Below are 23,631 nucleotides of genomic sequence, written 5' to 3'. Positions count from 1 at the left end.
GTGATTTGGCTACTCGAGGGCGCGCTTGGCTAGATCGTGTGCCTGCCCCAGCGCTTCCTTGGCCTTCTCCAACTCGTGAGCCATCATTCCGTCGAACGCCGCGTGCTCGCCGACTTCCTTCACGACGTGTGCCACGCGAGCCGCCCGGCTCAGCTCGCCCGCGCCATGCGCTGCGCTGCCGGAGCCCAGCGCCATGCCGATGCCCGCCGCGACGGCGGACTCCAGGACTTCTAGCGCTGTGTGGACTACCTGGTGGTCGAACTCCTTGTTGGCGGCGGCGTACTGACTCGCGAGGTCGCGGAAGTCGGCTACCTGCTTGTCGACCCCCTTGGCTGCGGACTCGGCCCGCTTCTGCGCCGCGTTGGCGGCGAGCGTGTCTGGAGGTGCCTTGGAGAGCGCGCCGGCCATCTCCTCGTACGCCACCTGGATCGCGTTCAGAGTGCTGACGACCTTGAGGTAGGCAACGTCCGTGCGTCGCTGGAGATCCGTGACCTGCCCAGTGAGATACTGACCGGTGACGTGGACGTCGTGGGCGAAGCGATCGAAGGGCTCTGTACTTGGCTTCTCGGCGGTAGCGAGGCCTTCCTTGAAGGCTTTAGGTACCAGTAGCAGCGCCTTCGTGCCGCCCAGGTAGGCTTCTGCCCCGCGGGTGATGTGGGACAGCTGACGCCAGGCGTTGGCGATCTTCGCCCGCTCGGATGCAGCGCGTTTCGCCAAAGACTGGGCGCGCGCTATGGGTGCTTGCGCCTGAGACTTCACGGACTTCGGTGCGACGAAGGCGACTGGGAGCTTCAGCTCGGCCCGCTCCTGACGGATGGCCTCGCCGAGGGGCGTGCCGGCCTTGACCATTCCGGTGATGTCCTTGAGCTGTTCCTGACTGAAGCCTCGGAGTTCGCGGATCAGCCGGCAGCCGCGATCGTAAAGCTCCTTGCCGGAGTGGCGGGCGATGCCTTGCTCCACAAGTTGCCGCACGGCAGCACTCTCGTGCTTCAGATGATACTGCTGTAGTAGCTGCGTCGCCCGCTCGGGATGACTTGCGAGGGTCTTCTGTACGAATGCTTGGGTAGCTGCCAGCGTCTTGCCTTTGCCGGCGCGCGCCGCGAGCGGGCTCTGGGGTTGTCGCTGAGCGGCAGACTGACGGGCCTCCGCCTGCTGCCGAAGCTGATCCGCGCTGGGTTTCGAGGAACGCGCCCCTTCGCTGTGGGTTTCGTCGCGCGGCGCGTGGCGGCGTGTTCTGGCTTCGTTGACGTTCATGGCGGGCTCTTCGGGTCGCTCCGCCGCCAGTTGCTCGCTTCGTTGTTGGTCCGCACGGCCGCGACCGAACGTGCGAGAAGTTGTGGCTTGTTCGCCCCTCCCAGGCGCGAGTTCCATCGGGATTGACGATGGATTGCTCGGCTTCTACTCCTGAGGCGTGATTGACGTCGCTCAAGCGGTCGCTGAGTTCTCCCAGCTGTTTCCCGCGGTGTACCTGCGATTTCACCGCAGGAACCGCAAGCGCCCGCCGGTTGGGCCACAGGCCTGGGCGGCGCTCCAGCATTTGCAATGGACGGGCCCGGTGACCATCGGGGAAGCGACCAAGCACCTCCACCGCGCGCAGTCGGTGGTCAGTGAAATCGTGGAGGCGCTCGAGGCGAAGGGGCTCGTCACGCGCATGGATGACGTGCGGGACCGGCGTCGCAAGCTGATCTGGCTGACCGATGCTGGGCTCGAGCTGATCGAACGGCAGCAGGAGGTGCTGTCCCGCGAGTTGCTCAGTGAGGCCTTCGAGCGCCTCAGCCAGAAAGAACGCGCAGCGCTGCTGTCAGGGATGCGTGCTCTGAGCGAGGTCAAGTTGACCCCTCACCCCCAAATCCAGGAGGAAAAATAAGTCATGAACAAACTTCCGTGTGAGAGCTGTGGCATGCCGATCGAGTCAGGTCCGTACTGCCAGCATTGTGTGGACGAGCAAGGTGAGTTGCAGGATTTCGATGAGCGGCTGGAGCGTATGATCGGCTGGCAACAGCGACAGCAGCCAGCGCTTAGCCGGGAGGAAGCCGAGGCGGCCACGTTGCAGTACATGGCGCGTATGCCCGCATGGAAAGACCACCCGCGGGTCAAATCAGCGCGATCTTGAGTGACAGCTGACGGTGAGCGCGCCACCGTTGAGTCGACGCCTGGCTGGCCCAAGTTGAGTTGCCACAGGGAAAATGAGCGGCGTGCCAGGTGGGGAGAGGCAGGGCTCTGCTCGACGAAAGACCGGCGAATGTAGTCGGAAAGGAGCGCGTGTGGGAGCCCCGTTCTGTTCCCTTCGGGTGCTTGGCGCGGTGGTCAGGCACTGTGGGCGCGGTCGGCAGGTAAATGCGGTTTCTGCAGTTCAAGACCAACCGGGGCGACGAGGTCCGGAGTGTTTCGACACGCGTTCTTCACAAGGGGTCAGCCGAGGTCAGCTTACCTAGCCGGGCCTCGCCTCGCGGAAACGACCGGGCGTCGCTGATTGAGACATTTCAGATCTGAAGGACATCCCGCCCTCCAGATCTGAAGGACGAAAATTGTCACCCCCCACTTGGGAGACACATTTCGAGGGGTTGCCTCCGAAGGGACTTGGCACGATAGCTGCTTTGTTGGCGGCGACGGTTCCAGGCGCCCTCTGCCCAGACACCTCCTGGGCCGTCGCTCTCTCCTGTTCGAGTTCCAGCCGCCGACCCCCATATGAGTGACAAGCCCTCCGTGCCCCAGAGTGGACCCCGCCCCACCCGCCGCCCGCGGGTCCTGATCGCCGACGCCGACGTCGTCGCGAGGGGCTGGCTCAAGCCCATCGTGGCGCATCTGGACGCGGAAATCGTCGAGGTTGGCACCGGGCTCGAGCTGCAGCTGATGCTGACCCGCAAAGGTCCGTTCGATCTGGTGATCACCAACGCGAGATTGCCTGCCCCGAGCGGGCTCCAGGTGCTTGCGACGGTGCGGGCCGCTGGCTCCTCCACCCCGTTCATCGTCGTGACCTCTTTTCAGCAGAATGTGCTGAGGGTGTTCGTTAGCGACGCTGAGGGCACGGTGCTCTCCAGCCGGGTCGTGGACGCCGACAACCTGGGTGTGCTTGCCCGCAACCTGATCAGCGTGACCACGAACGGCTCCGACGGCGCCCGGAAGTTTGGCTGAACCAGCCGACCGCCCGCAGCTCTGTTAAGCTGTTCGGGATGGAGCCGAAGACGCAGGTCGAGATTCAGCTCGGCCACATGTGCAACAACCGTTGCGTCTTCTGTGTTTCAGGGCAGCAGACTGCCTTCGGGCGCGCGCGCCCGCTGCCCTTCGAGCCGCTGTTGACGAGTGTGCGCGAGGCCTACGCGAAGGGTCATCGCAAGCTGACGTTGCTTGGAGGAGAGCCGACTCTCCAGCCAGCGTTCAAGGACGTGGTGGCTGAAGCGGTGCAGCTTGGTTTCGAGGAAGTGGTGATCTTCACCAACGGGGTGAAGACCGCCCGCGAGGCATTCCTTGAGGAGATACTCGCGCTGGCTCCGCGGCGCGGCTTCTTCACTTGGCGTATCAGCATCCAGGGGGCGAACCAGCGGAGCCACGAGGGGACCACGCGCAAGCCGGGCTCGTTCACGCGCATCTTACGCACCATGGACAGCCTGAAGGCGCGTGGGGAACGCATCACGGTGAATATGTGCGTGGTGGGCTCGAACTTCGCGTCGGTGGACGAATTCCCCGCGCTGATTTCGCGCTACGGCGTGAAGCAGTTGCACCTCGACATGGTGCGCCCGATGGATGCGGGCGAGCGCACCGACGAAGAGTTCGCCGAGATGATGCCGAACTACCGCGAGATGGTGCCGCCGTTGACGCGTCTGTGTCGCGGCGTTCCGGCGGAGTTCGATCTGAACATCGGCAACTTTCCGTTCTGTTTCGCGCCGGAGCTGGCTCCCTGGATCCACCATGACGGCGAGGCGACGGAAACCATCGCGGTCGACGGTGAACAGGACTTGAGTCGTCCTTGGAACAAGTACTTCGTCAAGCGGCGCGACAAGTTCAAGCCGCCGCAGTGTGCGCAGTGTGCGTTCGAGCCGCGCTGCAGCGGGATCTTCCAGAAGTACGCGGAGCTCCACGGCACGGACGAGGTGGTGGCCGTGCCGACTGAGCGGCTACCTTCCCTCGACCCTGGACGTCGAGTCTTCTGGGCGCACCTGACCGACGTCGCGCGGCACTTGTCGTCTCTGAGAGACGGCGACGAGCAGCCCATGGTCTGGCTGTTTGGGGACAACGAGTTGCGCGTACGCTGGGCGTTGCCGCAAGGAAACGGTGAGTTGCTGTTGGCGCTGCGTCCTCCCGGCGGCGGCGTGGCCAGCACCGATGTGTTCAGCCTGCACGTGCTCGAGCTGCCGGCGGATTACGAGGTGGCGCAGCGTCTTTTAGAGCGCGTTTGGGAGTGCGCGAGTGAGAGTCAGCGGGTGCTTTACCCTTGCGGCCAGGATGCGCTGTCACGTGTCTCCCGTTTGCTTGGGGCTCGACTGACCCGCTTGCGGGCTGCAGCCCCGTTCAGTGGGCTGATGTGGGTCGCCACGCGCATCGTTGGCACCACCCGCGCAGAGGTCTCGTTCCGGGCGGATGATGGCGGAGAGGCGCTGCTCTGGCTCGATGAGGCTGATGGACGCGCAACCGGTGGCTATCAGCTACGCGGAGCGCCGACCCCAAATCTTCGGGATGGTCTGCGTGAAGTGCTGGGTTGCCTGAGTGCTAGACAGGCTCGCGAACCAACGCCGCTTAAAGTGGCTCCGTAGTCTGCCGTTCATGGGTTTGGTCGTTCAGCTTCGCTGGGCGAGGGAGCCATGGAGCAGCAGGACGAAGCAGACGAGATCGTTCAGGAGTTTCTCACCGAGAGCTTCGAGGGACTGGACCAGCTAGACCGCGAGCTGGTTGAGCTTGAAGAAGGAGGGGAGCCAACCTCTCGCCTCGCGTCCATCTTCCGGACGATTCACAGCATGAAGGGCACGGCGGGCTTCCTTGGCTACGAACGCCTGGAGAAGGTCGCTCACGCCGGGGAGACGCTGCTCGCGAAGCTCAGAGACGGGAAGCTCACTCTCAACAAGCCCATCGCCGACTCCTTGCTCCAGATGGTCGATGCGGTTCGGGACCTGCTGACTCAGGTCCAAGAATCCGGCGCCGAAACGGGGGGTGACTTCGACCAGCTCGTTGAACGTCTGCTGGCTCTGGCCGAGGGGAAGGCCGTCGACGCCAAGCCAGCCGCGGCCACGCCAGCCGCGGTCATGCCAGCGGTGAAGCCCGAGCTGATTGAGGAGCTGGTGCCCGACGGCCTGCTACCTCGCGCCACGACGTCGGCTCCGGTCCCAACGCCTGTCCAGAGCCAGCCCGCGGAACCCAAGCCTAGTGAACTCAAACCGAGTGAACCCAAGGCGCCCGCTGGCCGCACAGCGCCTGCTGTCATCGAAGCCAGCGTGCGCGTTGACGTCGGGCTTTTGGACCGCCTGATGAACTTGGTGGGTGAGCTCGTCCTCGCGCGCAACCAATTACTGACTTTCGCTGCGGGTGCTGATGATCCTTCTTTCCTTGCGGCAACGCAAGCGATCAATCACATCACCAGCGAGCTCCAGGAAGGCATCATGAAGACCCGCATGCAGCCGATCGGCAGCATCTGGGGACGCCTTCCGCGGGTCGTGCGCGACCTGGCGAGTGAGCTTGGCAAGCAGATCAAGCTCGATACGTCGGGAGCGGAGACCGAGCTCGACCGCACGATCATCGAAGCGATTCGCGATCCGCTCACCCACATCTTGCGCAACGCGGCCGACCACGGTGTGGAGATGCCTGACGATCGCGTGGCGAAGGGCAAACCCAGTCAGGGCACGATCCGTCTGCGCGCCTACCACGAGAGCGGCAAGGTCAACGTGGAGGTATCGGACGACGGGGCGGGGATCAACGTGGATCGCATTCGCGAACGCGCCATCGAACGCGGCATCATCACCCGCGACGCCGCCAAGCTGATGAACGATAGCAAGCTTGCAGGCCTGATCTTCGAGCCGGGGTTCTCCACGGCGCAGCAGGTAACGAACGTCTCTGGTCGCGGCGTAGGGATGGACGTCGTGAAGACGAACATCGAGCGCATCGGCGGGCGCGCTGAGGTGCTCCCCGGAGAAGGGGGCGGCACCACCGTGCGCCTGAAGATACCGCTCACCCTGGCCATCGTTTCCGCGCTGATCGTGAACGCCTCGAATCAGCGCTTCGCCATTCCGCAGGTGAACCTGGTCGAGCTGGTGTGGCTGGACCCAAACCAGATGGCCACGCAGGTCGACGAGGTCCGAGGCGAGTACCTATATCGGCTCCGCGGAAACCTCATCCCGCTCGTTCATCTGGGGCGCGTGCTCAACCTGCCGAGCGTGGAGCGCGACCCGGCGCTTGGGATGCACATCCTCGTGCTGCAGGCGGACGGGCGGAGATTTGGTTTGGTCGTGGACGACGTGCTCGACAACGAGGAGATCGTCGTCAAACCGTTGGGCCCTGAGCTGAAGTCCCTGCGCGTGTATGCAGGTGCGACCATTCGCGGCGACGGCCGGGTAGCGCTGATCCTCGATGTTTTGGGTTTGGCTCACGAGGCGCACGTGGTGCTCGAGTCCCAGCTGCGCGGGCGCGATGCCCTGCGACGCACCACCGGCCCCACCACCGCCGCGCGCGAGTCGGTGCTGCTCTGCCGAGCTCAGCAGGAGCGAGTGGCTATCCCGCTCCACATGGTCACGCGCCTCGAGGAGATCGATCAGCACGTAGTGGAGCGTGCAGCTGGCGCTGAGGTGGTTCAATACCACGGGGAAATAATGCCGCTCGTTCGCCTGGGCAAGCTGCTCGGCCAAGACGTGACGGCGGGGCACGGACCGATTCAGGTCGTGGTCTACTCCGAAGAAGAATCAAGCGTTGGCCTGGTTGTCGATGAAGTCGAGGACATCATCGACGAGGAAGGCATGTCCGTGCGGAAGGGTAAGCCGGGTTCGTTGTTCGATAGCGCCGTCGTGCGGGGCAAGGTCACGGACCTGCTAGATCTGCGCGCGCTGGCCGACGCGGGAGCCGAGACGCCATTCGCCGCAGTGGGGAGCTTCTGAATGGGACAGCTTTGCACGTTCTACCTCGATGGCTCCCGCTTCTGCATCGATGTGGCCATGGTCCAGGAGGTGTTGAAGCCTCAGCCCATGACCGAGGTCCCCCTGGCCTCAGCTCGCATTCAGGGGCTCATCAACTTACGCGGTCGCATCGTCTCGGCGATCAACCTGCGCAAGTGCTTTGGAATGGATCCGGGAGGAACTGATTCTCGTGACATGAACGTCGTCGTTCGCGTTGGGGAGTCGGTCGTTAGCCTGATCGTGGACCAAATCGGTGATGTAGTGGAGGTCGACGAGCAGCAATTCGAGCGTGTACCCGACACATTGAACGCAAAGTTCTGCGACCTCGTACAGCAAATCTGCAAGCTGCCCAATGACCTCTTGTTGGTACTGGACCCAGCGCGCGTGGTGGCGGGGATGGAATGACGAAGATGAGCACTACGACTCAAAGGAAACCGAGGGCCAAGAGCACCAAAGCCAGCGCAGAGGTCGAGCCTACGAGTGAGACGAAGATCAGCGTGTTTCCCCTCCAGCGTACGGCTCCGGAGTCGGCGCCGTCGGAGCTCGACGCTGTGCCCGTGCAGCTCATGCGGCTCACTCCGGAGCTCTCCACCAGCTATCTCAACGCAAGGTCGAGGCGCTGTGTGCGACGCGTGGACGCGCTGCTTGACGTCGCTGAAGAGGAGCTGTTTCGCGCCATCATTGAGCGCTACCACGAGGATCCAGCGGAGTGCTTCAGAAGGCTGCAAGACCCAGGGGAGCCCGCGTGTGAGTTCGTCTTGGTCGTAGAGCAAGAAGAGTGGGTGTGTAGCGTTAGCCGGCTGCCTGCGGAGTTCATCGTGGCGTGGCATGCGCGCACTCCCCAGCGAGACCTCGCGGAGCGCAGCAATCGGTTGAAGTCCGTGGTCGAGCACGCGCCGATACCGATGCTGCTCTGTTCGCCTGACTTGGTGGTCGAGTCGTTGAATGGCGCGGCGCGGGCTGGCTGGCTTGGCTTGACTCAAGGCACCGGGTTGACCTTCGACGAAGCTCCTGGCGCCTCACTCGATCGGGCGCTCGGCGCGTTGAGTGTTGATGTCAGGTCGCTAACGCTGCTCTCAGAGCTGCCGACCTCACGCGAGGTCACGTTGGGAGACCAACGCTACTCACTGCGTTTCACTCCCGTGCGAGACGGCGAGAGCTGGGTGGGTACGAGCGTGACGTGGGAGTCGAAGGGTGATGCTGTTTCCGTGGAGCAACGGATTTCCGAAGCTGTGGCGGCGGAACGCGCCGTGACTCGTCAACTCAGGGCCGACCTGGACACGATGGTCGGCGCCTTGAGCCGGGTAGCCGCTGGGGAGCTAGGCCTCGCCCTTCCTCACTTCGAAGAAGCAGCAGTTCAGCGCGTTGTGGACGCTGTAAATCACCTCGTCGCGGGCATGCGGCGGAGCGTCAACAGCTTGGAGTCGACAGCGGACACACTGGCGGCATCGGCAGATCAGTTGACCAACGTTGGGGAGCGTATGTTGAGCGGCGCCCACAACACTCGTGAGCGCAGTGAGGCCGCCTCGATTCGATCTCAAGACGTGCATGAGCACGTGCTCTCCGTCGCGACCAGCGCAGAAGAGATGGCTGCGAGCGCGCGCGAGATCGCCATCAGCGCGTCCAAGGCAGCGTCGGTTGCGACCCACGCAGTGGGTGTTGCGGAGTCCACGAGCACCACCGTGAATGAGCTTGCTGAGAGCAGCGAGGCGATCGGCAAGGTGGTCAAGGTCATCAACTCGATCGCAGAGCAGACGAACCTATTGGCACTCAACGCGACGATCGAAGCGGCTCGCGCCGGGGACGCCGGAAAGGGCTTCGCCGTGGTAGCGAATGAGGTGAAGGACCTCGCCAAAGAGACAGCCAAGGCGACGCTCGAGATCGGCGATCGCATCGAGGCGATCCAGTCCAACACTCAGCGCGTCGCTCGCGCGATCAGCGAAATCGGAAACGTGGTGAACCAAATCCACAACTTCCAAGCCACCATCGCAACGGCAGTCGAACAGCAGCACGCGGTCACCACAGAGATCAGCCAGCGTGCCCTGGGTGCCGCGGAATCCAGCGCTGACATCGCCGAAAACACTCGCAGCGTGCAGCACGCAGCATCGTCGACGGCGTCCAGTGCGCAGGAGACCCAAGTTGCCGCGCGAGCGGTCGCCTCAACTGCCTTCGAACTGAAGCGCATCGTCTCGAACTTCCGAGCCTGATCATGAGCCCGGCACCTCAGTCGTTGCGCTTGCTCGTCGCCGATCGCTCGGTGGCGCTGCGGCGATTGATCGCTGCCGAGCTGGACGGCGTGCCAGGCATCGAGGTCCTGAACATCGCCGCGACCGCGGAGCTGGCGATCGAACAAGTGGTGTCAACTACGCCCGACGTGCTGCTCTTGGACGTCAGGATGGGGGCCACGGAGGTGGTCGAGTCGCTGCGAGCGACAGCGGCCTTTCCCGCCGTGGTGCTGCTTGCAGACAGCGCGCCAGCAGATGTTGCTGCTTCATTGGAAGCGATTGAAGCGGGCGCCGCAGACGTCGTTACGAAGCTTCCTGCGGGAACCCTGGAGGCCGAGCTGAAGCGCTGGGTGCGTAGTACCCTCGCACCGCGTGTGCTGGAGGTGCGTCGAGTTCAGCCAGAGCACGGTGCGATAGACTCGCTGTTCACCGGGCGAGCGCGGCCGAAGCACACGGCTCCCACGCCCATTCTGGTCCCAGCGGGAGGCGAGGTCGAACGCGTGTCCCCCAGACGCTCAATCAACCTCGTAGCGATCGGTGCGTCTACCGGAGGCCCCAAGGCCCTCGCCCAGATCATTCCCGCGCTGCCCCTGGCATTCCCGACGCCAATCGTCGTGGTCCAGCACATGCCGGCCGCGTTCACGGGATTGCTAGCTTCGCGCCTCGCCACGGTTTCGAATCTGGAGGTGGTTGAGGCTAGCTCTGGACAGAAGCTCAGGCCAGGTTGTGTCTATATTGCCCCAGGGAATCGGCACCTGCTGGTGGTTGGTAGTGCAGACCAGCCGTCCATCGAGCTCTCCGACGCACCGCCGGAGAACTCTTGTCGCCCCTCGGTGGACGTGATGTTCCGTTCGGTGGCCAATGTCTATCGTGGTAGGGCGCTGGGCGTCGTGCTGACCGGCATGGGTCAAGACGGATTGCTCGGCGCTGAGGCGTTGCGAAAGCGCGGCTCGGAAGTGCTGGCTCAGGATGAAGCGAGCAGCATCGTCTGGGGCATGCCGGGGTTGGTGGTGAAGCGCGGACTGGCGGAACGTCAGGTGCCGCTCTTTCGTATGGCACAAGAGATCTGCGACGAGGTGCTCGGTCGTCCGCGCAGCTCGGCGGTGGGGTTGCCATGTCACTGACCGACCCGGACTTCGCGTTCGTACGCGATCTCGTGAAGAGGGAGAGCGCGATCGTGCTCGGCGCCGACAAGGACTACCTTGTCAAGGCACGCCTGACGTCGCTCGCCAGGGTCCAAGGCTTCGGCTCCCTCGAGCGCTTCATGTATGAAGTGAAGAACTCCGCTTCCGCCGAGCTGCGTTTCCGTGTGGTAGAAGCGCTGACCACCAACGAGACCAGCTTTTTCAGGGATCAAACCCCCTTTGACCTGCTGCGCGACGAGTTGTTGCCCTCCCTCCTGAGGGCGCGCCAGCAGGAGCGGAAGCTTCGGATCTGGTCGGCGGGCTGCTCCTCCGGCCAAGAGCTCTACTCTGTCGCGATGCTGCTGCACCGTGCGTTTCCACAACTCGAGAGCTGGAACGTCGAGCTCTTGGGAACAGACCTGAACGCTGAGATGGTGCGTCGCGCGGAGAGCGGTGTCTACAACGGCCTGGAGGTCAGTCGAGGGATTCCGTCCGAGTATCGAACCTACCTCTCTGCCTGTGGACGCGACTTCGAGATCGACGCGCAACTTCGGCGCCGGGTGCGCTTCATGCAGCTCAATCTGATTGAGCCCTGGCCGGACTTGGGGCTGTTCGATGTGATCCTGCTACGAAACGTGCTGATCTACTTCGATGTGAACAGCAAGGCTGAGGTCTTGTCGCGCATCGAGGGGCAGCTCAGGTCACCCGGCTACCTGTTTCTTGGCGGAACCGAGACTACGCTCAACGTGCATTGCGGCTTCGAGCGAGTGCAGGCCGAGCGCGCCAACTGCTACCGACTGCGAGAGGCACCATGATTAATGAGCAACAAATCAGCGACGTAACGCTGGAAGTGTGGAGCACCATGCTCGAGGGGGAACCTGCCCCGGCGGAGCTAGCGCCGGCGGAGAGTTACGTATCTGCCAGCGTGAGTATCAGTGGTGCGTGGCATGGCACCGTGCTCATCAACTGTTCGACTGATCTGGCGTCCAGCGTGGCTTGCTCGATGTTCGAGCTCGAGCGGGAGGACCTGGACGACGAGCTGATTTCCGATGCCATCGGAGAGCTGGCCAACATGATCGGCGGAGCGCTGAAGTGTCTAATTCCGGGTTCCTGCACGCTCTCCATGCCAACGGTGATCAAGCACCTTCGAGTCGACGACATTCGCTATCCCAATCAAACGCCGGGCGCGACCCGCGCCTTCACTGTCGGCGGGCAAGCGCTGCGAGTGGTCGTGTTGCGAGGCGAAGGTCAGCCGGTCTCCGCGGTGGCGTAAAGTATCCTCCGGATTGGTCGTTCTCACTCTTGGAGCATGGCGAGACCTGAACCCACCGGCATCGAGCGCACTTTCAACGAATCAGATCTGATCGTTTCGAAGACCGATCTGAATGGGCGCATCACCTACGTGAATCGGACCTTCTGCGAGGTCTCTGGGTACTCGGAGGCAGAAGCGCTAGGGCAACCTCATAGTTTGATTCGGCACCCTGCAATGCCTCGCGCCGCATTCGCCTTGATGTGGGACACGTTGCGCGCCGGCAAAGAGTTCTTCGGCTACGTGGTGAACCTTTGCAAGAACGGCGATCACTACTGGGTGCTGGCTCACGTCACCCCTTCCTTCGACTCCCAGGGGGAAGTCATCGGCTACCATTCGACCCGCCGCGTCCCCGATCGTCACGCGGTTGTGCTGATCGAAGCCATCTACGCTGACCTCCTAGCGAAGGAACAAGGTGCCGAAAGCAAAGCCGCTGCGGTGGACGCTTCCCTCGAGCTCTTCCACGCCACGTTGGCTCAGAAAGGCGTCGCGTACGACGAGTTCGTGCTGACGATTTGACTATGGCGATTGCACTCGACCAAGACCTGAATCCTAGCGTCGAGCCGCGACGCCCGTCCCGTGCGCCAAAGGGTGCTGCGGAACAGGAGTTGCGCAATGAGCTCGAACTCTACAAGCGATGGTTCGGCATCATCGCGGAGATCTGTGAAAGCGCCGCGGCGGGCGATCTCGAGCCCAGAGTGTTGCGCTGCGATGAAGCCGGAGCCATTGGTCGGGCGGCAGGTGCCGTCAACCATCTGCTCGACGTGACCGAGTCATTCATCCGGGACACCAAGGCAACGCTAGAGTACGCCGGGATGGGGAAGTTTTTCCGTAAGGTACCGCAACGAGGGTATCCAGGGGCGTTTCACGTCTCCGCGCAGATCATCAATGCAGCGACGGTCGCCATGCACGAGCAGGCGGAGGCGCTCAAGCACGCGGACGCGCGACGCCTGCAACTCGCCGACGAATTCGAGAGCCAGATCCAAAGCGTGATTTCCAGTGTGGCGACCTCATCTACCCAGATGCAGTCCACCGCGGAGTCGCTCGCAGCCCTCGCGGCGACGACGACTGAGGAGTCGCGCTCCGTGGCCTCCGCGGCTGACGAGACCGCGCTCAGCGTGCAGACCGTGGCGTCGGCTATCGAACAACTCAGCGCATGCGCAACGGAAATTGGTCGCCAAGTTCAAGACGCTGAAGGCATTGTGCGCGACGCCGTCAAGGGTGCCGACGATGGGTCAGCCGTGGTCGGTGGCCTAGCCAAGGCGAGCTCCGAAGTGGGCGACGCGATCGCCTTGATCGCGCACGTCGCGAAGCAAACCAACATGCTGGCACTGAATGCGACGATTGAAGCCGCACGTGCGGGCGAAGTCGGCAAGGGCTTTGCAGTCGTCGCGAGCGAGGTGAAGAGCCTCGCGCGTCAAACCAGCTCCGCCACCGAGAGCATTTCCGGTCTGATTCAGTCGATCCAGCAGGCCACCGGAGAAGGTGTCGCCGCCGTTGGGAACATCGATGCGACGATTCGTGGCCTCGATGTCATCACCAACGTGATCGCCAACAGCGTGCGGGAGCAGCGGGCGGCGACTCAGGAGATCAGCGTCAACCTGCAGCAGGCTGCGATCGGCACCCAGGAAGTTTCGCGTTCCGTGATTGTGGTCAGCCAGACTGCGGACGAGACCAGCACCGCGGCGACGGCACTGCTAAAAGCTGCGGAGGCGCTGTCCTCCCAGTCGGACACGCTGCTCGACGCAACCCGAAGCTTCTTGACCGCTGTCAGAGATCCCCGCGGATAGGCTTCCAAGGCGTCTGCAATCGGAGCTGGTGCTAGTGGCCAACGCCAAACAACGCCAGGCTCACACAGGCGATCAACGTCGCGTACTCTAGGCGGTTGCCTGGTATCTTTGCGGAAATCTTGCGGAGCCGGCGCCCGATGAAGTTGCCACTCAGGATGGCGACGGCAGCGACGAAGCTCAGCCAGGCCAGGTGGGGCGTGAACAGCCCGCCAGCGCCGTAGCCGATGATGCGTCCAAAGTGCATCGCCACTGCACAGGCAGATACGCTGGCGACGTAGGTCTCCCCGGCGAGGCCTAGCGCGAGCAAGAGCGGCGCAACCAAGAGCCCCGCGCCACCAGCGGCGCCGTTTAGCGCGCCCACGAAGCCTCCGGCGGGCACCATCGTCCAGGCGCGAGGCTTGAGTTTCACCCAGCCGAGCGCGCGAGCGATCGCGAGCAGCGTCATCAACACCAGGAGCCAACGCGTCAGGGTCGGTGGCGCGACGCTCACGAGCAGCCCTCCGACGAGGCTGCCAGGGATGGCTGCCAGCGCGAACGGCCCGATCACGCTCCAAGCCACGCTGCGTCGAAACAGGTACAGTCGGTGGACGTTTCCAAGCAGCAGCGCTGGCGCGGTGCAGGCGAGCGCCTCTGCGGGGCTCCACACCAACGACAGCACCAGCAACAGCAGCATGCCGCCGCCCATGCCGCTCAGTGTCGTGAGCACTCCCGCGAAGGTTCCCATGGCGAGCAACAAGAGCAGCGTCTCCATGCCTTGGATCTGCGCCTCGGACGTACTTTCGTCCAATCGATACTTCGTGCGGTTTCCATCGACAGAGCCTATGGTGGTCCAATGCTCGACGACCTGAAGCATCTGTTGCTGGTGGTGGAACACGGCACCTTCACGGCGGCCGCGCAGCACGCGCACCTCAGTCAGCCAGCGTTTAGCGCCTCAATCCAGCGGCTCGAGCTGCACTTCGGCGCTCAGCTCTTGCTGCGCGGGCGGCGGGGCGCGTCGCTCACCGCTGCCGGGCGCGCGCTCCTGCCTCGCGCACAGCTGGCGCTCAACGCGCTGAGCGACGGCAAGCGCGCCATCGCCGAGCTCGAGTCTCTCGCGCGAGGCGAGGTGCGCATCGGCGCAGGCGCGACCGCCGCCACGTATCTGCTCCCCCCCCTCTTGGCGCACTACCGCAAGTCTTACCCTGGCGTACGCATCGTGATGCGCGAACTCAGCACTCCGGCGCTCGAGGCGCAGCTGGCCCAAGGCCAGCTCGACCTGTGCGTGGTGAGCGGTCCCGACGGCGAAACGTGGCAGTGGGACGAGTTCATCCTGATCGCCGCTCCAGGATCCGAGTGGGATATGCAGCAGCAGGACGTGCCGTTCATCACGTTTGGTCAAGGCACCACCACCCGCTCGGTGCTCGAAGAGTATTTTCCGCGCGCGGAAATCGTGATGGAGCTGGGGAGCATCGCGGCGGCGAAGGGTCACGTACGCGAAGGCATGGGTGTGGCCCTCATCAGTCGGGCTGCGGTGGGGAGGGATTTGAGCCAGGGGCACCTGGTTGAGCTCCCTCACCCCCAAACCCCGATCCCCAGGGAACTGACGCTGCTCCACCGTGGGATCGAGAGCTTGCCGCCTGCGGCGCGCGCGTTGCGTGAGCTGATGCTGGCGTGGCCCTGTGCAGAGCCGCCAGCCCGCAAGCGCAGCACCAGGCCGCGAAAGAAGCGCCTAAAGTAGCTCGGAGAGCTCGCGGATGGCCTGCGGGGTCTGAGCGTCCTTCATCAGCAGTGGGAGCCGCACGCGGTCGGCTTCCAGCTTTTCCAGGCGCTCGAGGCTGTCCGCCTGCACACGCTCGCGGATGGCACGCCGCACGCCGCCGCTGATGGCTTCGTCTCCGGGCTTGCTGCGATCCAGGTCGTGATCGCCGAGCAGCGTCTCGCGCTCAGCTTCGCTGAAGAGCTCGTCGATCACGCCGTTGATTACCAGGCGACACACCGGCAACTTGAGCTCCGACTCCAAGGCCTCGAAGAGCTCGATGGTCTCGTTCGTCGGCATGTCCTCCGGCAGCGTCACGACGACGACGCCGCTCTGCTTCGGGTCCTGGAACATCGTCCAGGCGCGCTCTGCGTCTCGCCGAAGAATTCCGGGCGGAACCACCTCGGTGATCACCTTGGGCACCCGCAGCATATCCAAGCCATGGCCCGTGGCGGGTGCGTCGAACAGCACCACATCGAAGCGCTGCTCTCCGTTCGGTAGCTCCTCGATCGAGTGGTACCAGGCTTTGCCCAGCATCGACCACTCCTGCAAGCCCGGCACGCCCTTGAAGAAGCCCCGCGTGTAGCGGTTGTCGAACACCGCCTTGTACGCGGTGCGGCTCTTCAGGATCATCAAGCCATACTCCTGCATGGCTTTTTCCGCGGTGATTTTCACCGCCCACACGTTCTCCCCGACGGAGGCGATGTCTTCGCCGATTGGTGGGACGCCGAGCAGGGACGAGATGCGCTCCTTCGCGTCGCAAATCCCGATCAGCACACGCTTGCCCTCCCGGGCGAGCTTGAGCGCCAGGGCGGCGGTCACGGTGGTCTTGCCGACGCCACCTTTGCCGGTGATGAACAGGAAGCGTTGTTGGGCGCGAGCGAACGAGGTCATGGGGGAGCGAGCCGTGTTCCAGCCGACAGTGCTTTTTCGCCGCCATCGCGGGCCGCGGGGAGCGCGGGGGAGCTCGGGTTGGGCTGGAACCGCAGATTAGCGGCAGTTTGTAGGGAATCGTTGCCCTCGCTGCAAGCTGAGTTAGGAATGCGGCCATGAAGCTTGGGCTGATCCAGATGAACCCGACCGTGGGCGCGGTGGAGGCCAACGTGACCGAGCTCTTGGAGCAGGCTCGGCGCGCGGCGGATCAGGGGGCGAGCCTCGCCCTGGCTTCGGAGCTGGTGGTGCCGGGCTACCCGCCGCGGGACCTGCTGGATCGCCCCGCCTTTCGGCGTGCGGTGGCCCAAGCGACCCGCAGGTTGATCGCCGAAGCGCCGAAGCAGCTCACGCTGATCTTTGGCACCCTGGGCGCGGGGGACGAGCTGCGAGGTCTGGAGGAGTCAGACTCTCAGGGGCTGCTCGGCAACGACGCGGTGGTGTGTCGCGGGGGTGAGGAGATCTTGCGTACTCGCAAGTGCCTGCTGCCGACCTACGACGTCTTTGACGAGGCTCGCTACTTTGCCCCAGGCGATCGCATCCGCGTGCTCGAGCACGCAGGGAAGCGTTTTGCGATCACGGTGTGTGAAGACGCCTGGGCCGAGTCGGAGTTTCCGATGCGACGCTATCGGCAGAACCCGCTCTTGGGTCTCGACGCCAGCAGCGCCGACTACATCTTGAACCTCTCGGCGAGCCCTTTCACGGTGCCCAAGGTCGCTGAGCGCGTCGCTGTCTTCTCAAGCCTCGCGAAGACCCACGGTCTACCGGTGATTATCGCCAACCAAGTTGGCGGCAACGACGAGCTGATCTTTGACGGGCGGAGCGCGATCTACAACGCGAGCGGTCAAGTCTCTCACCGCGTGCCTGCGTTCGAGAGCTGTCTTGAGGTGATTGATCTCGAAGCGTGCCTTGCTGGCGAGGTGGAACACGAGACTAGCTCCGTGGAGGAGCTCGCCTACGGTGGCCTAGTGATCGGTGTTCGAGATTACGCGCGGAAATGTGGCTTCAAGCGCGCGGTGCTTGGCTTGAGTGGCGGCATCGACTCGGCGCTCACCGCGGTGATCGCCGCTGACGCCTTGGGCAGCAAGAACGTCATCGGCGTCGCCATGCCGACCCGCTACAGCTCTGAGGGCTCTGTCAGCGACGCTCGACAGCTGGCCCAGAACCTGGGCATCGAGTTTCATCTAGTCGACATCGACCCGATTTTTGCTAGCTATATCGACCAGTTGCAGCCTGAGCTGGATGGCCTGGCTGCGCCCTCTCCGAAAGACGTGACGCTGGAGAATATTCAGGCGCGTATCCGTGGGGCAACTGTGATGGCGTTCTCGAATCGCTCGGGTGCCCTGGTGCTGACCACCGGCAACAAGAGTGAGGTCGCGGTCGGGTACTGCACGCTCTACGGGGATATGGTCGGCGGACTTGCCGTGATCAACGACGTGCCGAAGACTCTGGTGTATCGGCTCTCTCGCTACGTGAATCGCTCGTCGGAGCGCATTCCCCTGGCGAGCATCACGAAGCCTCCGTCCGCCGAGCTCCGACCGAACCAGCTCGATCAAGACTCACTGCCCGAGTACGACGTCTTGGACCGCATCCTGGAGCTCAGCGTGGAGCAGGGTAAGAGCCGCGAACAGATCTTGGCGCAGGGGCTCGATGCTGACAGCGTCGACCGCGTGCTGTGGCTCTTGCGCACCAACGAATACAAGCGCCGCCAAGCGGCCCCCGGCTTGATCATCACGCGCAAAGCCTTTGGGATGGGGCGTCGCATGCCGATCGCTCAAGGCTTCAAAGAGTAGCGATCGCTGGCGCTGGTGCACGCCCTGGGATAAGCCATACCGGTGATTCGGACTGCATTTCGCTCCCTCGCCTGGCTCTGCCTGACCACGGGCGTGCTCAGCACTGCTTGCAACGAAGACAAGGCGTCGGGCTCAGTCGCCAGCGCCAAGGCAAGCGCGGTGGCGCCGAGCGCTACCGCCGTCCCGCTGACTCAGTCTCGAGGCAACGAGCTGACGGGCTTTGAAGTTGCCCCAGGGAAATTCGCGATACCCGTTGGGCCGCGCCTGATCCTCGAACCGGGCAAGGGTGCGGGGCCCGTGCGCTTTGGCGCTACGGTGGAGACGATAGAACGTCAGATGGGATTCAAGTGCCAGGACCTGTCGGCGACCTTCTGCGGGATGACCACCGCTGCCATCGATTTCTTGTTGAAGGACGGTAAGGTCAACGAGATCCACGTGCATCGCATCCAGCGCCCTTCCTCACCCGCCCGTGATGGTGCTCGACGCGTCTACGGTGTGTTCAACGGGCGGTTGATCAAAGACATCAGCATGGGCCAGTTCCGCGGACTGGTGGACGAGGCGCTTGGCAAGCCGTTGCGCGTTGACAAGATCACCGAGGAGAACGCATTCGGCACCTACGAGATCGCGCACTACGCGGGAGTTAGCCTCGAGTTCGATCACCTCAAGAACAACAACAACGTGCTTGGCGGCGTGATTCTGCGGCCCTTCGACGCACCGTTGCCCCCCGTGGCCACCAAGCCGCTCTCCGTTCCACCCGAGATCCCAGCATCAGCCAATCTCGCGGCGTCAGCCGCGCCTGCGAAGCCGGCCCCTCCGCCGTCGAATCGCCCCGCGCCGCGATAACCGCGCGGATCCCCTGAGCGATATTCAGCTTTTCTTGGGGGAGAGGGAAGAACCGCAGGCCCACGAACGTCGGCGTTCAAATTACTGCACAACTCGACCATCGCTCCCGCCGACATGCGCGACGTGTCGACGCCGCCGTCTCGTCATCGTGCACCCAACTCGCGGGACACCACCCTGTCAGGCTCCGACAGCGTGTTCGAGCAGCGGACTGAGCCCGTCTTGCCCGCGCGCTCCCTAGCGGGCAGCCGTGCGGATCTCGTTGACTGTGACGCGCCTACGCCCGCTCGCCCCCCGCTCGTGCCTCTTGAGGCTCAAGGGAGGCCCCGCTTGTTGCCTCCCTACGAGGACGACACGCTGGAGCAACCTGCGCTGAGCTTCCCGGCGCCGCTGAGCTTTCCGGCGCCGCTGAGCTTTCCGGCGCCGCTGCCCCAGGTTCCGAAGGACAGCGGTCCGCCGAGCACCGAGCGGATGCTCGGCGGACCGCCGCCGAGCACCCGTCGCGAGACCGCTGGGCCTCCCCCACTTCCGACACGGCGACCCGTGCGATCGAGTGAACGACCAAATCCCCCGCGGCGACCGAAGAACGCCGCTGGCGGCGCGACGACATTGGCCCTCGGCAGTCCACCTGAGACTCGCACTGGGAGCTCAGGCGGTCCCCCAGCGCTGACTAGCGCGCCGCGTGCTTCGTCGACGGCGAGGCTTCCTGCGCAAGTCCGCCCTGTCGTCACCGAGCCGCCGGCTGCTTCCCGGCGCTCAAGTGATCCTGGCGTGGACGAGGGGATTGAGCCGCCGCCACCGGCGCAGCGCCGGCCGCCTGCAGAGCTGAGCCGACGGATCATCTTGTTCGCCGGTGGTGCAGCGCCAAAAAAATCCACGAGGAAAAATTTCTCAGGAATGCGGCAGGGAAACCTGGGTTGGATGGTGTTTGGGATCGCAAGCTTCACCTTCGCGTGCCTGACTCTTGCGGCGCTTGCCGGAGCGCTCGTAGGTGGCCGTTTAGCAGAGAAACGTCTGCCTCCCTCGGCCATCCCAAGTGCAGCGCCCATCGCCCTCGAAGCGCGCATCGAGAGCTGCGTTGGCTGCACACAACCCGCTTCCGCGTCATCAGCCATGGCGCCCGCCTCGGCGTCGGCGCACGCAGAGGCGAGACCTGCAGGGAACCGACGTGCGATGGCGCCGGCGCAGCCGAGCCAGGTTCCGGAACCCACTGAGACACTTCCTCCGATTGAAGTGCCTCGCGGGTTGCCCGAAGCAGGGTTGTAATCGTCGGCCGCCCCCAGACGCGTCATAGCCGCGCGAATCATTCCGCGCGGCTATGTTGCTTGTGCTCTTGCCAGGCCTCAGTCGCGGCGGCGACGTCGCAGGCCCAAGCCGAGCATACCGAGCAGCATGAGGCCGCCCACCGTCCCCGAGCCGTGGCCCGAGTTCGCGACGGACAACGTACAGGTTGCGCTGGTGGACGAGCCCTTGTCGTTGCTCGAACCACCAGTAGTGGAGTTCGTGCCGCCCTGGCTCGTGGCACCGGAGCCGCCTGCGCCGCTCCCAGCTGCGCCGCTCCCAGCTGCGCCGCTGCCTGCGCTGCCGCCCACACCGCCGCCAGCGCTGCCGCCGCTGCCTGCACTGCCCGCACTGCCACCTGAGCCGCCGTTGCCCGCGCTGCCAGCGCTGCCGCCACTCCCGGCGCTGCCGCCGGTTCCTCCGTTACCACCCGAGCTGATGTTGCACTCCGTGGCGCAACTCGTTGCAAGGCAGCTGTCCCACGCGTTGAGCGCCGCGTTGTTTGCGCAAGTCGTGGCGTCCGCGTTGGGATCGGTCACGCAGGTCGTGCACTCCGAGTCGTCTGCGCAGTCGGCACCTTCCTGGCAGCAGTTGGCCTCGTGGCAGCTGGTACAGGTGTCGTCCTGGAACTGGAAGCCACAGGCAGGGCCAGCGCATTCCTGCGCGCACTCGGTGGCGCAGGTGGTGCAAGTGCAGTCGATGATCGCGTTGTATAGCGCGATGCCGCCTGGGTTGTTGTTGGCGCACGTCTGGTAGCAAGCGCTGTCGCTGCACCCGTTGAAGCAGGTGACCAGGTCGTAGCACGCGCTGTCGTTGATGCAGGCGTCGATAGCGCTAGAGCAAGCACCGGACTGAGCAACTTGCTGACAGACGTCACACGTCTGGGCGACCTGCTCGTTGATGAAGTTCGTGATGAAGCTCTCGTGGTAGCTGACGCGAACGCTGAAGCCCGTCCCGGAGCAAGTCACGCCGTTGCCATTACTCACCGAGGAGTGCACCGCGATGACCTGCTGGGTACCGCTGGCGGGAGAGAGAACCGGCCCGCCGCTGTCACCGGAGCAAATCCCGCCGCCGTTCAGGCTGTACTGGATGATGGCCGTGTTTACGCCGTTCAGGTTCTTCGTGATGTTGTAGCGGCGCGTGTTGTTGCTGCCGTCGCCGATGATGCCATAGCCGACGCTCTGCACGCCCATTCCGTTGGTCACGGAGGTGTTGAAGCCGATGTCCAGTGTCGGCGTCGAAGCATCGACGCCAGCGATACGGATCATGCCGACGTCGTTCTGGGTGTTGCCGCCGCCGTACGCTGGGTGCTGCTGATAGCTGAGTACGCCGTAGACCTTGCTGGGACTGGCGTAGTTGTCACCCTGGCGCACCTCAACGGGCGGGTGCGCCGAATCAACGCAATGGGCGGCGGTCAGCACGTAGCCAATGCCGCGAGCCACGTCCTTGGCGACGATCGTGCCACTGCAGGCCGAGTCCTGAGAGAGTATGCTGACGACCGCCTGGTGTGTGGTGTCCAGGTTGCCGTTGATGATCTCGGAGTCCTGAGTTCCCGTGTGAGAACTACCTCCGTCCGCAGACGAGCAAGCGACGCTTCCAAGCAACAACAGAGCGCAAGAACTGAGAGCCAACAGTCGCACAGGGGACCTCCAGGGGGATTCGAGCCAAGTAGGGCGCTGAACCATCGCTTCGTGGTGGCTCAGGTCGGAGCCTTCACTGGCGCGTGTCATACGCCGATCGGCGCTGGGATGTTCCCTCGACACGCTGCGTTGAAAATCAGCAGTTTCGAGCGGTTGGATGAGGGAGCACCGCCAAGCGTTCATGCATCGTACGCCCCAGCTTAGGGACGCGCACCCTTTCCCCAGGACCGGCACGTAGAAGTCGACGGCTGACGGGGGAAGTTTCTCGTGCCGCCGAAATCGCCCCTGGGGCCGTTGTATCAAGCTGTCTCGCGCCGGGTGCAGCCGTCTCTAGTTGGGACGCGCCTCGGAGATTCCCATATGGAAAAGAGGCCTGGTGCGAGCTTTGACTACTCGCGGCGTCGACGGTCTCGCAGCAAGAGCTTCTGTATCGAGCGCTGTCCCTCTGCCGTCTCCACGAGCGTCCAGCTATCGTGTTCGAGTCGTGCCTCGGTGAGGTCGAGCAGCAAGGACGCGGCGCGCTCGGCGGTGATCAGCTCGGCGCTGCGGCCTGGCAGCTCGACCACGGCGCGCCGCGCGCGCAGTCCCTCGAGCGTCTTGAGCACCTTCTCGAGCACCAGTCGATACACCCGCTCGTCGAACTCGTCAGCGGCGCCAACTCCGAAGAACACCAGTTTGTCGAACGGGAGCTTGGGCTTCCCCGGGATCAGCAGCACGTCTCCCAGCTCGCCGTCCGCGAAACCTGACGAGATCAGCTTGGATATCCGTCCGGAAAGTCGCCAGTCGATGAGACCCGCCACACCTTGAGGCGGTCGCTCACCCTTGACCAGGCCAGCCACCAGCACCTCCGTGCCAGAGAGATCCAGACGGCGCAGGTTGGGAGCGACGAAACGCAGGTCCACGAAGCCTCGGCTCAGCTCTCGCCGGTGGGTTCGTCTCGGCGACCCAAGTCACTGGCGATGCGGTCGAGCACGCCGTTGACGAAGGCGCCGCTGTCGCTGGTGCCGTAGCGCTTTGCGAGCTCCACTGCTTCATCGATGATCACCGCACGCGGCGTGTGAGGCATGTGGATCAACTCCCAGGCGCTCAGGCGCAGCACGTTGCGATCCACCCGCGCCATGCGCTCAAGGCGCCAGTTGGTGCTGGCTTGGCGGATGGCCTCGTCGGTTGCCTCGAGATCCTTGGCGACGCCGCGCAAGAGCTCGTCCGCGTACTCGCGTCCTTCAGCATCGCCGGGCAGCTCACGCCAGAATCGGTGGGTCACCGTGTCTGCTGGTTCTCCGCTCATCTCGAGCGCGAACAGCATTTGCAGCGCGGCTTCGCGCCCGCTCGTCCTCGCGCCCATCTCACAGCCCTGCAGCGGATAGCGCGTCGTTCAGACTCACCATCTCGATGGCTGCGAGCGCTGCCTCGGCGCCCTTGTTGCCAGCCTTGGTGCCGGCTCGCTCGATGGCCTGCTCGATGCTGTCCGTGGTCAGGACACCAAACGCGATCGGAATGTCGCTCGCCAGGGACGCCTGAGCGACGCCTTTGCTGACCTCGCCCGCGACGTAGTCGAAATGGGGCGTTCCCCCGCGGATCACAGCGCCCACGGCGATGACGGCGTCGACCTTCTTGCCCTTGGCGATGCGCTTGCACGCGAGTGGGATCTCCCAAGCGCCGGGTACCTTCACCACGCTGATCTTCCCGGCGTCCGCGCCGTGGCGCACCAGCGTGTCGATGGCGCCTTGCACCAGCTGCTCGGTGATGAAGCTATTGAAACGCCCTGCGACGATGGCAAAGCGCGCGCTCGAGGCGACTTGCAGCTGGCCCTCGACGTGGGTGGGCGTGCTGGCAGTGCTAGGAGCTGTCTTGGAACGGGAGGCCATGG

Annotated in this window: 23 protein-coding genes; 15 read left to right on the top strand and 8 right to left on the bottom strand. The window is 64.1% G+C overall.

Going from position 1 to position 23,631, the window contains the following annotated elements; translation table 11 throughout:
- Positions 1-9 precede the first annotated feature (9 nt).
- Entirely contained in the window at positions 10-1,254 is a 1,245-nt protein-coding gene (locus tag H6718_36040; GenBank protein MCB9590872.1) for a hypothetical protein, read from the bottom strand.
- Between the two features lie 157 nt (positions 1,255-1,411).
- Here H6718_36040 and H6718_36035 point away from each other — a divergent pair, with 157 nt between their 5' ends.
- From H6718_36035 to H6718_35980, 12 genes are all read left to right on the top strand, one after another.
- Positions 1,412-1,867, top strand: a complete 456-nt coding sequence (locus tag H6718_36035; protein ID MCB9590871.1) for a winged helix-turn-helix transcriptional regulator — start codon at positions 1,412-1,414, stop codon at positions 1,865-1,867.
- A 3-nt stretch (positions 1,868-1,870) separates the two neighbouring features.
- Positions 1,871-2,113 (top strand): hypothetical protein, encoded by a 243-nt coding sequence (locus H6718_36030; protein ID MCB9590870.1) that lies wholly within the window; start codon positions 1,871-1,873, stop codon positions 2,111-2,113.
- Positions 2,114-2,688: 575 nt separating this feature from the next.
- A complete protein-coding gene (locus H6718_36025) occupies positions 2,689-3,135 on the top strand; it encodes a response regulator (GenBank protein MCB9590869.1) in 447 nt (148 codons plus the stop codon).
- Between the two features lie 38 nt (positions 3,136-3,173).
- A complete protein-coding gene (locus H6718_36020; protein ID MCB9590868.1) occupies positions 3,174-4,751 on the top strand; it encodes a radical SAM protein in 1,578 nt (525 codons plus the stop codon).
- Between the two features lie 48 nt (positions 4,752-4,799).
- Positions 4,800-7,076 (top strand): chemotaxis protein CheW, encoded by a 2,277-nt coding sequence (locus H6718_36015; GenBank protein ID MCB9590867.1) that lies wholly within the window; start codon positions 4,800-4,802, stop codon positions 7,074-7,076.
- A complete protein-coding gene (locus H6718_36010) occupies positions 7,077-7,499 on the top strand; it encodes a chemotaxis protein CheW (GenBank protein MCB9590866.1) in 423 nt (140 codons plus the stop codon). It abuts the gene before it with no gap.
- 5 nt (positions 7,500-7,504) lie between these two features.
- Positions 7,505-9,301, top strand: a complete 1,797-nt coding sequence (locus H6718_36005) for a methyl-accepting chemotaxis protein (GenBank protein MCB9590865.1) — start codon at positions 7,505-7,507, stop codon at positions 9,299-9,301.
- A gap of 2 nt (positions 9,302-9,303) precedes the next feature.
- Positions 9,304-10,443 (top strand): chemotaxis-specific protein-glutamate methyltransferase CheB, encoded by a 1,140-nt coding sequence (gene cheB / locus H6718_36000; GenBank protein MCB9590864.1) that lies wholly within the window; start codon positions 9,304-9,306, stop codon positions 10,441-10,443.
- Entirely contained in the window at positions 10,434-11,258 is an 825-nt protein-coding gene (locus H6718_35995) for a protein-glutamate O-methyltransferase CheR (GenBank protein ID MCB9590863.1), read from the top strand. Before cheB ends, H6718_35995 begins: the two co-directional genes overlap by 10 nt.
- The gene (locus H6718_35990) at positions 11,255-11,716 is read left to right on the top strand and encodes a chemotaxis protein CheX (protein ID MCB9590862.1); all 462 of its coding nucleotides are present in this window, start codon (positions 11,255-11,257) and stop codon (positions 11,714-11,716) included. Before H6718_35995 ends, H6718_35990 begins: the two co-directional genes overlap by 4 nt.
- A gap of 36 nt (positions 11,717-11,752) precedes the next feature.
- Complete coding sequence (locus H6718_35985) at positions 11,753-12,271, top strand: PAS domain-containing protein (protein ID MCB9590861.1); 519 nt, start codon at positions 11,753-11,755, stop codon at positions 12,269-12,271.
- Positions 12,272-12,273: 2 nt separating this feature from the next.
- Positions 12,274-13,542 (top strand): methyl-accepting chemotaxis protein, encoded by a 1,269-nt coding sequence (locus tag H6718_35980; protein ID MCB9590860.1) that lies wholly within the window; start codon positions 12,274-12,276, stop codon positions 13,540-13,542.
- A gap of 31 nt (positions 13,543-13,573) precedes the next feature.
- Here the strand turns inward: H6718_35980 and H6718_35975 are convergent, their stop codons facing one another.
- Positions 13,574-14,329 (bottom strand): TSUP family transporter, encoded by a 756-nt coding sequence (locus tag H6718_35975; protein ID MCB9590859.1) that lies wholly within the window; start codon positions 14,327-14,329, stop codon positions 13,574-13,576.
- A gap of 45 nt (positions 14,330-14,374) precedes the next feature.
- Between H6718_35975 and H6718_35970 the strand changes: the two genes are divergently transcribed.
- Entirely contained in the window at positions 14,375-15,259 is an 885-nt protein-coding gene (locus tag H6718_35970) for a LysR family transcriptional regulator (protein ID MCB9590858.1), read from the top strand.
- Here the strand turns inward: H6718_35970 and H6718_35965 are convergent.
- Positions 15,251-16,171 carry an ArsA family ATPase gene (locus H6718_35965; protein ID MCB9590857.1) on the bottom strand — a complete coding sequence of 307 codons (921 nt, stop codon included), beginning with the start codon at positions 16,169-16,171 and terminating at the stop codon, positions 15,251-15,253. The two genes, H6718_35970 and H6718_35965, sit on opposite strands and share 9 nt — an antisense overlap.
- Positions 16,172-16,326: 155 nt before the next feature.
- Between H6718_35965 and H6718_35960 the strand changes: the two genes are divergently transcribed.
- Positions 16,327-18,000 (top strand): NAD+ synthase, encoded by a 1,674-nt coding sequence (locus tag H6718_35960; GenBank protein MCB9590856.1) that lies wholly within the window; start codon positions 16,327-16,329, stop codon positions 17,998-18,000.
- A gap of 42 nt (positions 18,001-18,042) precedes the next feature.
- Positions 18,043-18,843: a hypothetical protein gene (locus tag H6718_35955; protein ID MCB9590855.1), complete on the top strand. Its 801-nt coding sequence runs from the start codon at positions 18,043-18,045 to the stop codon at positions 18,841-18,843.
- Positions 18,844-19,181: 338 nt separating this feature from the next.
- Here the strand turns inward: H6718_35955 and H6718_35950 are convergent, their stop codons facing one another.
- The 5 genes from H6718_35950 to H6718_35930 all read right to left on the bottom strand — a co-directional run bounded on the left by H6718_35950 (position 19,182) and on the right by H6718_35930 (position 23,629).
- A complete protein-coding gene (locus H6718_35950) occupies positions 19,182-20,147 on the bottom strand; it encodes a hypothetical protein (protein ID MCB9590854.1) in 966 nt (321 codons plus the stop codon).
- A gap of 36 nt (positions 20,148-20,183) precedes the next feature.
- Positions 20,184-21,761 carry a hypothetical protein gene (locus H6718_35945; protein MCB9590853.1) on the bottom strand — a complete coding sequence of 526 codons (1,578 nt, stop codon included), beginning with the start codon at positions 21,759-21,761 and terminating at the stop codon, positions 20,184-20,186.
- 389 nt (positions 21,762-22,150) lie between these two features.
- Positions 22,151-22,663 (bottom strand): leucyl aminopeptidase, encoded by a 513-nt coding sequence (locus tag H6718_35940; protein ID MCB9590852.1) that lies wholly within the window; start codon positions 22,661-22,663, stop codon positions 22,151-22,153.
- 11 nt (positions 22,664-22,674) lie between these two features.
- The gene (gene nusB, locus H6718_35935; GenBank protein ID MCB9590851.1) at positions 22,675-23,106 is read right to left on the bottom strand and encodes a transcription antitermination factor NusB; all 432 of its coding nucleotides are present in this window, start codon (positions 23,104-23,106) and stop codon (positions 22,675-22,677) included.
- A 1-nt stretch (position 23,107) separates the two neighbouring features.
- The gene (locus tag H6718_35930) at positions 23,108-23,629 is read right to left on the bottom strand and encodes a 6,7-dimethyl-8-ribityllumazine synthase (GenBank protein MCB9590850.1); all 522 of its coding nucleotides are present in this window, start codon (positions 23,627-23,629) and stop codon (positions 23,108-23,110) included.
- Positions 23,630-23,631 lie beyond the last annotated feature (2 nt).

The sequence above is a fragment of the Polyangiaceae bacterium genome (assembly GCA_020633205.1).
Taxonomy (GTDB): Bacteria; Myxococcota_A; Polyangia; order Polyangiales; family Polyangiaceae; genus JAHBVY01.
This window is presented reverse-complemented; position numbering and strand designations above follow the sequence as displayed.

Bases quoted from the DNA above. Each gene is read 5' to 3' on its own strand.
- H6718_36040 (MCB9590872.1), bottom strand. From the start codon at position 1,254: ATGAACGTCAACGAAGCCAGAACACGCCGCCACGCGCCGCGCGACGAA.
- H6718_36030 (MCB9590870.1), top strand. From the start codon at position 1,871: ATGAACAAACTTCCGTGTGAGAGCTGTGGCATGCCGATCGAGTCAGGT.
- H6718_36025 (MCB9590869.1), top strand. From the start codon at position 2,689: ATGAGTGACAAGCCCTCCGTGCCCCAGAGTGGACCCCGCCCCACCCGC.
- H6718_36020 (MCB9590868.1), top strand. From the start codon at position 3,174: ATGGAGCCGAAGACGCAGGTCGAGATTCAGCTCGGCCACATGTGCAAC.
- H6718_36015 (MCB9590867.1), top strand. From the start codon at position 4,800: ATGGAGCAGCAGGACGAAGCAGACGAGATCGTTCAGGAGTTTCTCACC.
- H6718_36010 (MCB9590866.1), top strand. From the start codon at position 7,077: ATGGGACAGCTTTGCACGTTCTACCTCGATGGCTCCCGCTTCTGCATC.
- H6718_36005 (MCB9590865.1), top strand. From the start codon at position 7,505: ATGAGCACTACGACTCAAAGGAAACCGAGGGCCAAGAGCACCAAAGCC.
- cheB (MCB9590864.1), top strand. From the start codon at position 9,304: ATGAGCCCGGCACCTCAGTCGTTGCGCTTGCTCGTCGCCGATCGCTCG.
- H6718_35995 (MCB9590863.1), top strand. From the start codon at position 10,434: ATGTCACTGACCGACCCGGACTTCGCGTTCGTACGCGATCTCGTGAAG.
- H6718_35990 (MCB9590862.1), top strand. From the start codon at position 11,255: ATGATTAATGAGCAACAAATCAGCGACGTAACGCTGGAAGTGTGGAGC.
- H6718_35985 (MCB9590861.1), top strand. From the start codon at position 11,753: ATGGCGAGACCTGAACCCACCGGCATCGAGCGCACTTTCAACGAATCA.
- H6718_35980 (MCB9590860.1), top strand. From the start codon at position 12,274: ATGGCGATTGCACTCGACCAAGACCTGAATCCTAGCGTCGAGCCGCGA.
- H6718_35970 (MCB9590858.1), top strand. From the start codon at position 14,375: ATGCTCGACGACCTGAAGCATCTGTTGCTGGTGGTGGAACACGGCACC.
- H6718_35965 (MCB9590857.1), bottom strand. From the start codon at position 16,171: ATGACCTCGTTCGCTCGCGCCCAACAACGCTTCCTGTTCATCACCGGC.
- H6718_35960 (MCB9590856.1), top strand. From the start codon at position 16,327: ATGAAGCTTGGGCTGATCCAGATGAACCCGACCGTGGGCGCGGTGGAG.
- H6718_35950 (MCB9590854.1), bottom strand. From the start codon at position 20,147: ATGATTCGCGCGGCTATGACGCGTCTGGGGGCGGCCGACGATTACAAC.
- nusB (MCB9590851.1), bottom strand. From the start codon at position 23,106: ATGGGCGCGAGGACGAGCGGGCGCGAAGCCGCGCTGCAAATGCTGTTC.
- H6718_35930 (MCB9590850.1), bottom strand. From the start codon at position 23,629: ATGGCCTCCCGTTCCAAGACAGCTCCTAGCACTGCCAGCACGCCCACC.